A 14,744-nucleotide genomic window follows, 5' to 3' on the forward strand; every position below is an offset into this window, starting at 1 on the left:
CCTCCATCGAGCAGGCAGGAGAGCATCATGAACGGACTCGTCTTTCCCGGACAGGGCGTCCAGCGCAAAGGCATGGGCGGCGAGCTGTTCGACGACGCCAAGGACCTCGTCGAGGAGGCCGACGAGCTGCTCGGCTACTCCATCGTCGAGCTGTGCCTGCAGGACCCGGACGGCCGGCTGGCCGACACCCGGTACGCCCAACCGGCCATCTACTTCGTGAACGCGCTGGCGGCCCGGGAGCGGACCGCCGCCACGACCTACGACTGGTTCGCCGGGCACAGCCTCGGCGAGTACAACGCCCTGCACGCCGCCGGGGTGTTCGACCTGATGACCGGGCTGCGGCTGGTCGCCGCCCGCGGCGAGCTGATGGCCGGCGTCACCGGCGGCGCGATGGCCGCGGTCACCGGCCTGCCGGGCCGGCTCGTCGAGGGCACCCTGCGCGCCGCCGGCCTGCGCCAGGTCTACGTCGCCAACCGCAACTCCGACCGGCAGACGGTGATCGCGGGCGACCGGCTGGAACTGCGCCGGGCGATCCAGGCGGTCCGGGAGGCCGGCGCGGCGAAGGTCACCCCGTTGCCGGTGAGCGGCCCGTTCCACACCCCGCTGATGGCCCCGGCGGCCCGCGAGTTCACCCGTACGCTGTCCGGTTTCGCCTTCGCGGCCGGCCACACACCCGTCATGTCCAGCGTCACCGCCGACGTCTTCGACCCGGCCGAGGCCGCCGGCCTGCTGAGCCGGCAGATCGCCGAGCCGGTCGAGTGGGTCCGCACGGTCCGCGCCCTGCGCGCGGCCGGCGTCACCGACATCGACGAGGTGAACGGCACCACCCTGACCACCCTGATGGGCCGGATCCGCTGACCCCGGCCCGACGACCAGCTTCGAACAGCGAGGTAGGCATGGCGAAAGACATCGCGATCATCGGTATGTCCGTCGAGGTGCCGGAGGCGCGGAACATCCACGACTTCTGGCAGCTCATCCGCACCGGCCGTACCCTGACCCGGCCCTTCCCGGCGCAGCGGCGGGCCGACATCGAGCAGTACGTGGAGTACCAGCGCGACTCCGCGATCGCCGAGTGGACCGAGCGCAACATCTCCTTCCACGACGGCGCCTACCTCGACCGGGTGGACTCGTTCGAGCCCGAGTTCTTCCAGATGACCCCGAAGCAGGCGAGCGTCGCCGACCCGCACCAGCGCCTCATCCTGCGCAACATGTACCTGGCGCTGGAGGACGCCGGCTACACCGGCGAGCGGGTGGCCGGCTCCCGGACCGGCGTCTACGTCGGCTTCGCGGCCAACCCCGGCTCGTCGTACCTGGAGTACTGCTGCCGGATCGACCCGACGCTGACCCAGCTCGGGCTGACCGGCAACATCACCACGATGCTGGCCAACCGGCTGTCGTACCTGATGGACCTGCGCGGGCCCAGCATGGTCGTCGACAGCGCGTGCTCGGCCTCGCTGGTCGCGGTCCACCTGGCCGTCAACGCCCTGCTGGCCGGCGACTGCGAGATGGCCGTGGTGGCCGGCTCCCGGATCGTGCTGGCCCCGGTGCAGCACCCGAACACCCGGATCGGCATCGAGTCGTCCGACGGCATGACCCGGACCTTCGACGAGGCCGCCGACGGCACCGGCTACGGCGAGGGCTCCGGCGTGGTGGTGCTCAAGCCGCTCGACCGGGCCGTCGCGGACGGCGACCAGATCCACGCGGTCATCAAGGGCAGCGCGGTCAACCACGACGGACACTCCAGCAGCATGACCACCCCGGATGCCGCCGCCCAGGCGCGCCTGCTGCTGGCCGCCTGGTCGGACGCCGGCATCGCCCCCGAGACGGTGGGGTACCTGGAGGCGCACGGCACCGCCACCCGGGTCGGCGACCCGATCGAGTTCGACGGCCTGCAGCGCGCGTTCCGCGAGCACAGCGACGCCACCGGGTTCTGCGCGGTCGGCACGGTCAAGGCGAACATCGGCCACCTCTTCGAGGGCTCCGGCGTCGTCGGCCTGATCAAGGCGGTGCTGACCCTGCGCGAGCGCGAGGTGCCGCCGCTGGCCGGGCTCACCACCCCGAACCCGCGGCTGGACTTCGCGAACGCGCCGGTCTACCTGCCGACCTCGGCGCAACCGTGGCCGCAGGGCGCGACCCCGCGCCGGGCCGGGGTCAGCGCGTTCGGGCTCGGCGGCACGAACTCGCACGTGGTGCTGGAGGAGTACGCCGGGCAGCCGCCCGCCGCGACGCCGGGCGCCGGGCCGTACCTGTTCACCCTCAGCGCCCGCACCGAGACCTCGCTGCGCCGCCTCGTCGACCGCTACCTCGACTGGCTCGGCGAGGGCCCGGCCGCCGGCAAGTCGCTCGCCGACATCTGCTGGACCACCAACGTCTCCCGCGCCGGGCACCGGAAGCGGATCGCCTTCGTGGTACGCGACGTCGCCGAGCTGCGGGCGCACCTGGCCGCGTACGCCGACGGCGCGCCCGTCCCGGCGGCCCCGGCCCCGGACGAGCTGGCCACCCTCCGCGACGACTACCTGGCCGGCGCCGACGCCGATCTGCTGGCGCCGTACCGGGCCGCCCGCCCCCGGATCGTCGGGCTGCCCGGCTACGAGTTCGACGAGCAGCGCTGCTGGGTCGACTTCCCGGCGGACTGGGCGGCGCGCTGGGGTGGCGGCAGCCGCCCGGAGCCGGTGTCCTACACCCAGACCCACGAGGTCGGGTTCGCGCCGACCGACCCGGCGCCGGCCGGCGACCCCGCCGAAGCGAGGGTGCTCGCGCTCGTCGACCCGGAGTGCGCGGCCGGCACGGCGCTCGACGCGGCGCTGCCGGCGGGCGCCACGGTGCTGCGCCTCGGCGAGGACTTCCAGCTCGACGAGGCGGACCTGGAACGGGTCGCCGACGACGCGATCGACGAGGAGTACACGCACGTCGTGCACGCGCTCGCGGTCGAGGCGACGCCCGCCGGCGACCTGGCCACCTTCGACGCCCGGGTGCACAAGAACCTGACGTCGCTGCTCATGCTCGGCAAGGCGCTGATGGCCGCCGGCGGCCGGCTCACCTTCACGGTTCTCACCCGCCGGGCGGTGGCGGTGACGGCCGGCGAGCCGGAGGTGGTCACCGAGAACGGCTCGCTCGTCGGGCTCGCGAAGTCGATCGCCCGCGAATACCCGTACCTGACCGTGCGGGTGGTCGACGTGAGCGACGACGTGCCGGCCGAGCGGCTGCGCGACGAGCTGCTGTGCGCCGAGCCCGGCGTCTACGTGCTGCGCGGGGAGACCCGTTACCACGAGTACTTCGCCGAGCTGCCCGAGGTGCAGGAGCCGGGGCAGAGCCGGCCGTACCTGAGGTCCGGCGGGGCGTACCTGATCACCGGCGGCACCGGGGCGATCGGCCTGGCCATCGCCCGGTCGTTCGCCGCCGCCCAGCCGGACGTGCACCTGACCCTGCTCAGCCGCTCCGGCCTGCCCGAGCCGGCCGAGTGGGACGCCGTGCTCGCCGCCGACCCGGACAGCGCGGTGGCCGGACGCATCCGCGCCGTCCGGGAGATGACCGCGCTGGGCGCCGAGGTGACCGTGTCGGCCGTGGACGTGGCGGATCCGGAGCAGCTGGCCGCCGTGGTCGCCGGCATCCGGCAGCGGCACGGCCGGGTGGACGGCATCGTGCACGCGGCCGGCGTACCCGGCAACAACCCGGTCGTCGACCAGGACGTCGCGCAGTTCGCCTCGGTGCTGCGCCCCAAGATGCACGGCGCGTTCCTGCTCGACCAGCTGACCGCGGACGACCGGCCGGACTTCGTGCTGCACCTGTCCTCGGTGGCGGCGAGCATGCCGGCGCTGGGCCAGTCGGACTACGCGGCGGCCAACTTCTACCTGGACAACCTCGCGATGGCCAACACCGACCCGAACTGCCACGTGCTGGCGATCGACTGGGTCGCGTGGAAGGAGATCGGCATGGCCGTCGACTACGGCATCGGCGAGGACATGTCGTTCAAGGCGATCCCGACCGCGCAGGGCGTGGCGCTCGTGGACTCCGGCCTGCGGTCCCGGCGCCGCCGGATCTTCGCCGGTGAAATCAACTACGGCAACGAGCTGATGAACTTCATCACCCTCTATCCGCTGGCCATCGAGCCGGTGATCCGCGAGCGGATCGCCACCGGGATGGCGCAGCTGGAGGAGCGGTCCCGGGTGGCGATGGGCCGCATCCGCGACGCCATCGCCTCCACCACGGTCGAGCTGGCCGGACGCCCCGACGGCGGGTACACCGCCCGCGAGTGGATGGTCGGCCGGTGCGTCGCCCACGCCTTCGGCTTCTCCACCGTCGATGTCGAGGCCGACTTCCGGGACATGGGCGCCGACTCGGTCTCGGCGCTGACCGTGGCCACCCACATCAGCGCCTGCCTCGGCACCCCGTTCGACGCGATCGACCTGCTCACCGAACGCACCGTGGCCGGGGTCGCCCGCTTCATCGACGAGATGCACGGCCCGATGGGCGACGACCTCGCCATCGCCGACCGGGAACCGGTGGCCGCCGGGTGAACGACCTGACGCGGGGGCCGGTCCTGGCGGCGATCGTCCGGTTCGGCCTCCCCCTCGGCGTCGCCAACCTCGCCCAACAGGGGTACCTGCTGGTCGACAGCGCCATCGTCGGCCACTACCTCGGGGTGCCCGGGCTGGCCGCCGTGGGCGCCAGCCAACCACTGTTCACCCTGCTCAGCGCGGTGTTCATCGGGATCGCGACGGCCTTCACGGTGCGCCTGAGCCACCGGACGGGCGCCGGCGTGGCGCCGGACCGGGCCGTCGCCGGCGGACTGGTCCTTCTCACCCTGGGCTGGTCGGTCGCCTGCCTGGCGCTGACCGTGCTGTTCGCCGACCCGTTGCTGCACCTGATCGGCGTACCGGATCCCATCGCCGCCGAGGCCCGGCGGTTCCTTCTCGGGCTCGCCGCCGGCCTGCCGGCCGTCTTCGGGCTCGGCGCGGTCACCGCCGTCCAGCGCGGGCTCGGCGACCCCGGCTCGGCGATGTCCGTCACGATCCTGACCAGCGTGCTGAACGCCGCCTTCGTGTGGTGGTTCGTCGGCCCGCTGGACGGCGGGATCACCGGGGCCGCGCTGGCGACCGGCGTGGCCAACCTGCTCGGTCTGGGCGTCGCGCTGCTCCAGGTGCGCCGCGTCTGGCGACCGGCCGCCACCCCGGCGGCCGGCCTGCGCCGGGAGCTGCGCGAGACACTCCGGCTCGGCGTGCCGATGGGCGCCCAGCAACTGCTCATCGGGCTCGGGGTGCTCGCCCTGGTCGGGATCGTCACACCGTACGGCGACGTGGCGCTCGCGGCGGTCACCGTGGTGGCTAGGCTGGAGCTGTTCATCGGGCTGGTGTTCCTCAACCTGTCCGGCGCGCTGATGGCCTTCGTGGCGCAGAACCGCGGCGCCGGGCGGCCGGACCGGGTCCGCGACGGCGTACGCCGCACGCTGTGGCTCACCGTCGCCCTGACCGCGGTGGTCTCGGCCGGCATGCTCCTCGGGCGTACGCAGATCGCCGCCGCGTTCGGCGGCGACCCGGCGACCCAGCAGGTGATCGTCCGCTATCTGGAGATCACCGGCCCGTTCCTCGTGCTCTACACCGTGATGGTGGTGGCCCACGGCTGGCTGACCGGCATCGGCCGCCCAGCGGTGCCGCTGATCTGCACGGTGCTGTCGTTCGTGCTCGTCCGGCTCCCCCTGTCGTATCTGTTCGGCATCTGGTGGGGCGTCGACGGCATTCTCTGGGCGATCGTCGCCGGCTGGCTGGTGGGCGCCGCCTACACCGCTCTCGCCGCACGCCGCCGCTCCCATCCCGCACCCACCATGGAGGACACCGTGGACACACTGAAGATGGTCGACCTCGGCCCCGGCCTCACCTTCTGGGCGCCCAGCGAGCGCGAGGCGCGCTTCGTCTACGAGGAGATCTTCGAGCAGGGCTGTTACGCCGGGCTGTCCCTGCCGGACGACGCGTTCATCGTCGACGTGGGCGCCAACATCGGGCTCTTCTCCTACTTCATCCGGCAGCAGCGGCCGGGCGCGCGGATCCTCGCGTTCGAGCCGATGCCGGAGACGCTGGCGGCGCTGCGCTCCAACGCCGACCGGCACGGTTTCGCCGATCTGCGCATCGAGGAGTGCGCGCTGGGCGCCGACCACGAGGAGAAGGTGGAGTTCACCTACTACCCCCTGCTGCCCGGCAACTCCACCCGGTACCCGGAGGAGAAGGAGCTGCAGAAGTCGGTCATGGTGGAGATCGAGCCGCCGGACGACGTCGTCCGCGAGCTCACCGGCGAGACGGTCGTCGCGGAGGTGCAGCGGCTCTCCTCGTTCCTGCGCGCCGACCAGCGCGTCGACCTTCTCAAGATCGACGTGGAGGGGGCCGAGCTGGACGTGCTGCGTGGCATCGACGACGAGCACTGGCCGCTGATCCAGCACGTGGTCCTCGAGGTGCAGGACATCGAGGGGCGGCTCGCCGTCATCCGCGACCTGCTGGCCGGGCACGGCTTCACCGTCGACATCCAGGCCGCGCCGATGATCCCGGCCGCGGTCCGGCACTTCGTGGTACGCGCCGGTCGCTGAGCGCGGGCTCGTCCCGCGCGGCCGTCGGGCGATGGGTGCGCCCGGCGGTAGGACGGCTGCATGCGGCGGTGCGGTGGGTGCGCCCGGCGGTAGGACGGCTGCATGCGGCGGTGCGGCCGGTGCACCGGCGGCAGCGCTGGTGCACCCGGCGGCCGGGCCGGTGCACGGCGGGTGGGGCGGTGTCCGGGGCCGGGCCGGTGTCCGGCGGCGCCTGGCCGGGCCCGGGCGGTCACGGCGGTCCGATGGCGACCGCGCCGCGCATCGCCGTCCCGCCCAGCCCGCCGGCCCGGGAACGTACCGCGATCGAGTGCGGCGCCGAGCCGCGCACCGCGCGGCGTACCCGGCCCAGCTGCCACCGCGCCGCCCGGTCCCGTGCCACCGCCCGGCCCGGCCCGTCGTCATCGAGGCATTCCGCGGCGAACGACCGGACGAGCTCGTGGAAGCTGTAGCGGTCGGCCGTGCCCTGCAACAACCCGGCGTCGAGCAGGTCCTCGCACGCCGACGCGGCGGTCTCCTCGTCGATCCCGGACACGGCCGCGGCCAGCGCGGCGTGGAAGTCGGCGCCGGGAATGACCGCGGCGCTGCGGAACACCGCGGCGGCCACCGGGTCGAGCTGCCGGTACGACTCGGTGAACGCGGCCCGCAGATCGAGGTCCCCGGCGTTGAGCAGGCCGAGCCGTCGCCGCTGGTCGCGGAGCCGGTCCAGCAGGTGCCGGACGCCCCACGCGGGCCGGCTGGCGAGCCGGTTGCCGGCCACCCGCAGCGCCAGCGGCCATCGGCCGCACACCCGGACCAGCTCGTCCATGGCCGACGGGTCGGCGGCGACCCGCCGGTGACCGGCCGAGGTGGCGAGCATCTCCCACGCCTGGTCGTGACCGAGCACGTCGAGCCGGATCCGTTCCGCGACGTCGAGGCCGCTCAGCGGGCGCCGGGCGGTGACCAGGACCGCGGCGCACGTGCCGGCCGGCAGCAGCGGGCGGACCTGCGCCTCGTCGTACGCGTCGTCGAGCACGAGCAGGATCCGGCGGTCGTGCAGCAGGGTGCGGAACAACCCCTCCCGGGCCGCTCCCGGTGCCGGGATCGCCGACTCCGGCACGGCCAGCGATCGCAGCAGGTGGGCCAGTACGTCCGCGGCGGGGACCGGCCCGCCCGGCGCCGCTCCGCCCAGGTGGGCGAAGAGCTGCCCATCGGGGAACCACCCGGCGATCCGGTGTGCGGCAGCGACGGCGACGCTGGTCTTGCCGATGCCCGGCGCGCCGTGCACCAGCAGGACCGGCCCCCGGTGCGGGCCCGCGACCGCGGCTCCACCGGTGCGCCGGGCGATCATGGACAGCTCCGGCTCCCGTCCGACGAGGTCGGTGGGCGCGGCCGGAAGCTGGCGCGGCACCGGGACCGCAGCCGGGTCGTCCAGAGCGACATCACGTATCGCTGTTTCGCTGTGACCACCGGAAAAGCGGTTCATCTCGCCCAGCGCGACGAACCGATTGCGGACAACGTCAGAAAGCCGTAACGCGTCGGCAATCAGATGTACCGTACGCCGGTGCGGATTGCGCACCCGCCCGCGCTCCAGCTCACGGATAGTACGCACACTGGAGCCCGAGATATCGGCCAGATCCTCCTGGCTCATCCCTGCGCAACGCCGTAAGCTGCGGAGATAGTCGCCGAAGCGCTCCTCGTCGGACACGACCGGCACCCCTCTCGAATAGCTGCCGCTGACGGATAGGCATCGATGATGGCATGTCGACGCCAGCAGAAAGTGGGTTGAGCCGGGCATCCGACTGCTGGTCCTCGGAGACATGGAACACATTGACGGACCAATTGTTAACCGGTTCAGTCAGTAGTCACATTGGCGCACACTCCTCTTCGGACCGGCGCAATGACCGCGGGGGTGACGGCCCACAAACAGCGCCGCCGAGCGTGCGGTTGGGTCCGCCGGCTCGCGGGGTCTCTGCGCCGGATGTCGCAGGTGACCGGTGGGGTGCCGGAGGTGATCGGCGGGTGCCGGAGGTGACTGACGGGGTGCCGGAGATGATCGGCAGGGGCCGGAGATGATCGAGGGCGAGATGCCACAGGTGATCGACGGCTCCGCGGCCGCCGCATCGCCGGGGTGGTCCGGTCCGGCCACGCGGGCCGGACCGGACCGGACCTCAGCCGGCGGTCACGGTCAGGACCGGAGGACCGCTGGGGATCGGGTTGCCGGCGTTGTTCGGGTAACCCCACATGCTGGTGTTCCCCGCCTCATCGGTCAGCGAGAAGCCGATCGTGTACTGCCCGGGTTCCAGCCGGCCGGTCGACACCGCGAGGTGGAAGACGCCGGTGCCGTCGTCGTGCTCACCGCCGGACATGGTCCAGGTCAGATTGACGGTGGCGTAGTCCTGCGTGACGTCGACCTGTGCGCGGTCGAAGGCGATCGACTTGATCTCAAGAGCCGGACCGGCAGCCGGCGCGGAAACCGCCGGAGTCGTGAACGACAGGGTGGCCGCGGCAGCCGCCACGGTTGTCCCGAGCGCGCGGAGGCGCCACAACCTCATCTGCTCTCCCCGTACAACAAGATCTTTCGATGGATGGCGCCTGACAACAGCCACGGGGTACGACAGGAACCGCGTCAGGAGACCGGGCGGTCAGCACGGCGGTGCCCGCCGCGCCGCCGGACGCCCGGTCGGAACCGGATCCTGCTCACGGACGCCGAACCGGCGGCCGGTCTAGACGTGCCGGGGCAGCAGCCTGGCGGAGATCGTCACGTCGCGGAGCTCGGCCCACCGGACGGTGCCGTAGTAGTAGTCGTCGTTCTTCTCCCAGAGGAACCCGTCCGGGATGGCCTGGGTGGGCTCCGGGTTGTCGCCGTACCACCAGGTCGCCCGCACCGTGCCACCGTCGCGGGCCTGCAGCTCCAGCAGGCCGCCGCCGCTGTGCCGGGCGGTCGTGGTGAACAGGACGGTCAGCGCGATCCGCTCGTGCGGTACGCGGCCGATCCAGCGCCCGGACTTTTCCTGGTGGGCACCGGGATGGTCCGGGCGCACCACCACCGCGACACCGTCCGGATCCCAGGCCGCGTACGCCTGCTTCAGCAGCTCCCCGTCCACCAGGACGTACCGGCCGGCGAGCACGCCGTCGCGGGCCAGGGCACGCGAGCGGGCCGCAAGGAACACGGGGTCCCCGAGCTCGGCGGGATCGATCGCGTCGGCGCCCATACCCGCATGCTATCGCCGCGTTCCGCCCGTGATCATGCGGCGAGCGGCGCCGGCAGCCCTTTCCGGAAGGACCGGGGCCGACACCGTCGAGCGCGCTTGCGGACGGTCGTCCGACCGGCACGCCGCCCGGCGTTTCCGAGCATCCCGTCGGATCGCGTGCGTCCGGCCCGCGGCCTTCCGCGCCGGCCGCCCACTTGCGTAACCGTCCCTCCGGCGCGGAAGAATGCGCTCATGACCGAGGACCGGGGACTGCCCGCACAGTCCAAACTAGACACTACGGTTCCGCACTCGGCGCGGATCTGGAACTACTGGCTCGGCGGCAAGGACAACTTCGAGGTCGACCGGGCCGCCGGCGATGAGGTGATCGCGCACATCCCGGACATCCCCATCGGTGCGAAGGCCGAGCGTGCCTTCCTCAAGCGCGTGGTCGGATTTCTCGTCGGCGATGCCGGCATCCGCCAGTTCCTCGACGTCGGCACCGGGCTCCCCTCGGCCGACAACACCCACGAGGTCGCGCAGTCCCTCGACGCGAGTTGCCGGGTGCTCTACATCGACAACGACCCGCTCGTCATGGCGCATGCGCGTGCACTTCTGGCCAGCACGCCCGAGGGCGCCTGCGACTATGTCGAAGCGGATCTGCGCGATCCGGAGAGGATCCTCGCGTCCGCGCGGGAGACGCTCGACTTCTCGCAGCCCATCGGGCTGATGCTCCTCGGCGTCGTCAACCACCTCATGGACGACGACGTGGCATACGGCTCCGTCGCGCGGTTGGTGCAGGCCATGCCCGCCGGCAGCTACCTGGTGCTCAGCCACTCCACCGCGGAGATCCACGGCGAGCCGATGCTGCGCGTGATGCGGGAGACCACCGAGCGCGGCGGCACGCCGATCCGCGCCCGGACGAAAGTGGAGCTGGAGCGCTTCTTCGACGGGGTGGATCTGCTGGAGCCCGGCGTCGTGACGTGCTCGCGCTGGCGCCCCGAGCCCGAGTCCGATGAGCCGGAGGTCTATCTGTTCGGCGGTGTCGGCCGCATCGGGTGAGCTGAGCGTCGAGGGTGATCGGTCAGGAGGGCATCCGAACGAGATGCCCTCCGACGTGAAGGCCCGGTCCTGCCGCCACCACCGGGCCGGGTCCAGGAGCCCGGATGAGGGTGCCTCGCCCGGGACGGGCGTGGAGCCCGGAGTCAGAGTTGCTCGACGAACCCGAGGCGGTCGACCGTCAACCTCACCACCTGACTGTCGACGACTGCTTGGAGCGCTGTTCGGTCCGGAACCTCCGCCAGCGTCAGTTCCAGACACTCGTCCCTGAGGTGAACGCCATCCGGTCGATACGCCCACGATTTCGCCAGTTCCACGACGAAGGCGGTCTGTTCCGCCATCACCCGCTCCGACCGGCTGAACCTGGCGAGAGCGAGCAGGTTCTTCACCTCATTGCTCGGCCCGCGTCCGGACACCGGGTCCGAGAGCAGATGGTCCCGATACGCGCCCAGAATCTCGTCCAGTGTCGGATTCCGGTCAAGAGGCAGGGGCGACTGGGCGCGTAACCGATCTGCCGCGTCCCGGATGTCGGCCTCGCCGGCCGTCGCCGACACGCTCTCGTTGCCGCCGTGCCGCCCGGCGAGCCGATGCCCCAGACTGAGCGAGATCACCGGAAAGTCCATGGTGAGCGGGTGGACATGCGAGGTCGGGAAGTAGTGGTCCCGGCCGGGTACCTGATCGAGGCAGATGCCCTGCAGCACCGGCCCGATACGGCGCAGAAGGCGCATCGGTCGCCAGATGTCGAGGCCGGGGAACGACTCCTGCCACGCCCGGCTGATTCGCCGCCGAGCCTTCGCGTCGATCCCTGCCACAAACCTAACCGTATCGGACGGATGGGACGGCTCGGACCCTCATCGCCTCGCACGCGCCGCCGATCGCATTCCACGAGCGTCGTAGACCTCCCACTGACGACCGTGGTATCCGAAGGTCACATGGTGTACGAGCCGGCGGCCATCGCTGATCCGTGTGATTGACGCTGTGCGGCGACCTCGGCGGGTTGTGGTTCGGCGTGAGGGGGTGAGGCGGGCTTCGCGGAGCAGGTCGCCGCCCCTGTAGCGGGCGGGTTCGGCTGGCCCGACGACTCGACGCCATCGAGGGAACTCCGCTCGCTCGGGCCGGGAAGTTCCGGCCGGCGTGCTCCATCTGCCCGCCGGATCACGCGAGCGGTATCGGCGGGGCGCACGAGACCGGCCGTCGCGTGCTGGGCCGAGGCTTCTTCGCCGAGGTTCTGCCGGCCGATGGGCGGCACGCCGCCCGCGGGGGAGCCGCCGCGCTGCTCGCTTCCGTGGTCACCGTGACGCGGGGTGTCCGGGGGGCTCGGTCAGGCGGCGTTCCCGATGGTCGTACCGATGGAGGCGATGCCCGCGCATCGACAGCATCCCGCTGCTGCCGTCCTCATGAAGGTGGCGCGGCGGGTTCGCCCGCCGCGCCACCGGTGCTCTCCGGGTGTCGGTGCGGTCAGCTCGTCCGGCAGGTGACCGTCGGCCAGGTCCAGTTGCCGTTGGCCATGATGGTCACGCCGAAGTTGTTGCCGTTGCCGTTCGGCCGGGCGGTGACGGTCCCGGTCGTGCCGCTGACCGAGGCGTTCCAGCTGTTCTGGATGCTCTGGCCGCCGTTGAGGTTCAGCGTGACGGTCCAGTTGCTGGCGTTCTGCACCGCCACGTTGAGGTTGAACCGGTCACCGTACTGCTGGCCGGCGGAGAGAACGGCCGTGCAGTTGCTGCCGGGGTCCTGCGTCGGCCCGCTGGTGGGCGTGGTCGGGTTGCCGCCGCTGCCCTCCCGGACGGTGATGTCGGAGCTGCCCTGGCTCTGGTAGCCCTCGGTGGCCATGATCTGGTAGCTCCAGCTCGTGCCGAGGTTCAGGCCGGCACGCGCCCAGGCGTCGAAGTGGTTGGCGGTGGTGATGGTGCCGCTGCTGCGCTTCTGCTGGCGGACGCTCCAGTACTGGTAGAACGTCGCGGTGCCGTCGATCGACGGCTGGTTGACCCGCTGGGTGCGCAGGATGTCGTACGTGCCGCCGTCGGTGGTCACCGTACCGAGCCGCTGGGCGCCGGTGCTCGGGTTGTAGCTGCCGTAGTTCTCGACGATGTAGTACTCGATGAGCGGGCTGCGCGTCCAGCCGTACAGGGCGAGGTAGGTGTTGTTGTTGCCCGGGTTGTAGTTGCCCGAGTAGGTGATCGTCCGGCGGCTGCCGGTGGCCCAGCCCTTGCCGCCGACCCAGTTGTTGGTGCTGCGGTCCCAGCTGCTGGAGTACCGGCCGTCGGCGCGCAGCGTCATGCTCGCGTTGCCGCTGTCCTTCCAGAACGAGAAGTAGTACCCGTTGTGGGTTCCGGTGGTGTTCGAGCTGACGGTCCGGTCGGCCTCGGCGTGCGCGGCACCGGCCGTCAGCACGCCGGCGACGGTCATCGCCACGGCGCAGGCGGCGCCGGCCAACAGGCGGAGGCGGCCGCGCCTGCGGCGGTTCGGGGAAGCGAGATCTGCGGTCATCTGAGTGCGTCCTCCTGATGAGGGGGCGGGGAGCGGCTCCACGGGCACGACCACCCCGGGTCGGGATGTGTCGGTGACGAAGACGGCATCACCGTGCATCGATGTCGCCCCCGTGGTGGGGGTGACAGCTATTGAAGCCTGTCATTGCGCGATCCTGACTCGCCGGCCATCAGCTTGTCAACAACTTTCGGAAATCTTTCGGAAATACCGAACTTGATCTTCCGTGATCGTTGTGGAGATAAGGGGAGGTGGCGGCCACTTTTGACCCTCCTCGCGATGCGGATGTGTTACCTGCTGACTACAGGGAAGTGGCGTCGATACCGAGAGTTCCGAAACTTTCGGAGCCTCGTGCGGCGCGCCCGCGGCGACGGCGGGCGGATCGGCCCCGCACCGGTCAGGGCCGCCGGGCGGCCGGACCGGATCAACGCGTTCGGCGCTCCCGGGACCGAGGTACGGGCCTGCGACGTCATCCCCCTGCACATCAGCGGACGGGGTGGCGATGACCGCCCTGCTCATGATCGGTTCCGTCCTGCCGCTCGTGCGCCTGGTCGGCCTCGCCGTGCTGCTCCGGGCAGACGAGCCGGCGGCGAGGGCCGAGCGAGCCCCGGCGGGCGGGCCCCGAGCGGGGTCCGGCGGGCGGGCGTCGAGCGGGGTGGGCGTCGAGCGGGGTCCGGCGGCGAGGGCCGAGCGGGGCCTGGCCTGGATCCGGATAGAGCACGCCGGCCTGCTCGCCGCCGCCCGCGCCACCCTCGCCGCCCACCCGGGCGACGAGGAGGACCTCTTCTGCTACGTACGCGACGAAGTCGCCGCGCAGCGGAAAGCGCGATGAGGGCGTACGGCAGGCGACACCGCCGGTGGCGCCCTCAGGGACAACCGCTGCCCCTGGTCGCCGACGAATCCCGGCTCGCCGGGACCGTCGCCGGTCGCGGTCGGCTGGCTTACCGCTACCGCTCCGAGCTGGCCCCCCGGCCACGGTGGCCGTCATCCTCGACCTGACGGCCGCCGTCCTGGACCACTACCCGACCATCACCCTGCCCGGCAGCCTCCGTGAGGAGATCACCAAGCGAATGGGCACCGCCCTGACCAACGCGGCCGGCATCAACGCGGATCTCCACGCGCGCATCGGGGAACGGCTTGGCACCCCGAGCACCAGGAGTACAGGACCGCCTGCTCGACCTGGTCGGCGACCCGGGTCAACCGCAGGAGAAGAGCGCCGCACGACTGCGCAAGATCCGCGACGAGCGGGCCGGCTCGCCGAGCAACTCGACGACATCGAGGAACCTCCGCTCATCAGGCCCCGCGAAGTTCTGGCCGACCTGTCCAGTTTGCTCACCCAACCACGCGAGGTGTACCGGCGGGCCGCGCCGGACCGGCCGTCGCGCGCTGGATCGGGCGTTGTTCGCCGAGCTCTTTCCCGACCGGCGGGCCCGCATCGCCGGTGACGAACCCGCAGGGCT

The 14,744-nt window shown here is 71.9% G+C and carries 10 protein-coding genes and 1 pseudogene; 5 read left to right on the forward strand and 6 right to left on the reverse strand.

Features of this window, described 5'->3' with window-relative positions:
• The first annotated feature begins 27 nt into the window (after positions 1 to 27).
• Genes ACTEI_RS04455 through ACTEI_RS04465 form a run of 3 tightly spaced genes read left to right on the forward strand, consistent with a single transcriptional unit; the run spans position 28 to position 6,574 of the window.
• Positions 28 to 858 (forward strand): ACP S-malonyltransferase, encoded by an 831-nt coding sequence (locus ACTEI_RS04455; RefSeq protein WP_122976477.1) that lies wholly within the window; start codon positions 28 to 30, stop codon positions 856 to 858.
• 38 nt (positions 859 to 896) lie between these two features.
• Positions 897 to 4,517 (forward strand): type I polyketide synthase, encoded by a 3,621-nt coding sequence (locus tag ACTEI_RS04460; protein WP_122976478.1) that lies wholly within the window; start codon positions 897 to 899, stop codon positions 4,515 to 4,517.
• Positions 4,514 to 6,574 carry an MATE family efflux transporter gene (locus ACTEI_RS04465; protein ID WP_164465831.1) on the forward strand — a complete coding sequence of 687 codons (2,061 nt, stop codon included), beginning with the start codon at positions 4,514 to 4,516 and terminating at the stop codon, positions 6,572 to 6,574. Before ACTEI_RS04460 ends, ACTEI_RS04465 begins: the two co-directional genes overlap by 4 nt.
• A 229-nt stretch (positions 6,575 to 6,803) precedes the next feature.
• On the opposite strand, the gene ACTEI_RS04470 is transcribed toward ACTEI_RS04465, so the two are convergent.
• The 4 genes and pseudogenes from ACTEI_RS04470 to ACTEI_RS04480 all read right to left on the reverse strand — a co-directional run bounded on the left by ACTEI_RS04470 (position 6,804) and on the right by ACTEI_RS04480 (position 9,765).
• Entirely contained in the window at positions 6,804 to 7,961 is a 1,158-nt protein-coding gene (locus ACTEI_RS04470) for an NB-ARC domain-containing protein (RefSeq protein WP_239082296.1), read from the reverse strand.
• A 153-nt stretch (positions 7,962 to 8,114) separates the two neighbouring features.
• Positions 8,115 to 8,381, reverse strand: a pseudogene (locus tag ACTEI_RS39285) (helix-turn-helix transcriptional regulator); the annotation flags it as partial.
• A gap of 340 nt (positions 8,382 to 8,721) precedes the next feature.
• A complete protein-coding gene (locus ACTEI_RS04475; protein ID WP_145831113.1) occupies positions 8,722 to 9,105 on the reverse strand; it encodes a hypothetical protein in 384 nt (127 codons plus the stop codon).
• A gap of 171 nt (positions 9,106 to 9,276) precedes the next feature.
• On the reverse strand, positions 9,277 to 9,765 hold the full coding sequence (locus ACTEI_RS04480; RefSeq protein ID WP_122976482.1) for a hypothetical protein: 489 nt from the start codon (positions 9,763 to 9,765) through the stop codon (positions 9,277 to 9,279).
• Between the two features lie 231 nt (positions 9,766 to 9,996).
• On the opposite strand from ACTEI_RS04480, the gene ACTEI_RS04485 reads away from it, so the two are divergent.
• The gene (locus tag ACTEI_RS04485; RefSeq protein ID WP_122976483.1) at positions 9,997 to 10,803 is read left to right on the forward strand and encodes an SAM-dependent methyltransferase; all 807 of its coding nucleotides are present in this window, start codon (positions 9,997 to 9,999) and stop codon (positions 10,801 to 10,803) included.
• Positions 10,804 to 10,946: 143 nt separating this feature from the next.
• Here the strand turns inward: ACTEI_RS04485 and ACTEI_RS04490 are convergent, their stop codons facing one another.
• Positions 10,947 to 11,612 carry a hypothetical protein gene (locus ACTEI_RS04490; RefSeq protein WP_122976484.1) on the reverse strand — a complete coding sequence of 222 codons (666 nt, stop codon included), beginning with the start codon at positions 11,610 to 11,612 and terminating at the stop codon, positions 10,947 to 10,949.
• Positions 11,613 to 12,258: 646 nt separating this feature from the next.
• Entirely contained in the window at positions 12,259 to 13,287 is a 1,029-nt protein-coding gene (locus ACTEI_RS04495) for a glycoside hydrolase family 11 protein (protein WP_122976485.1), read from the reverse strand.
• 499 nt (positions 13,288 to 13,786) lie between these two features.
• On the opposite strand from ACTEI_RS04495, the gene ACTEI_RS04500 reads away from it, so the two are divergent.
• Positions 13,787 to 14,116 carry a hypothetical protein gene (locus tag ACTEI_RS04500; RefSeq protein WP_145831112.1) on the forward strand — a complete coding sequence of 110 codons (330 nt, stop codon included), beginning with the start codon at positions 13,787 to 13,789 and terminating at the stop codon, positions 14,114 to 14,116.
• The last annotated feature ends 628 nt before the right edge of the window (positions 14,117 to 14,744 follow it).

The organism is Actinoplanes teichomyceticus ATCC 31121 (genome assembly GCF_003711105.1).
Classification (GTDB): domain Bacteria; phylum Actinomycetota; class Actinomycetes; order Mycobacteriales; family Micromonosporaceae; genus Actinoplanes; species Actinoplanes teichomyceticus.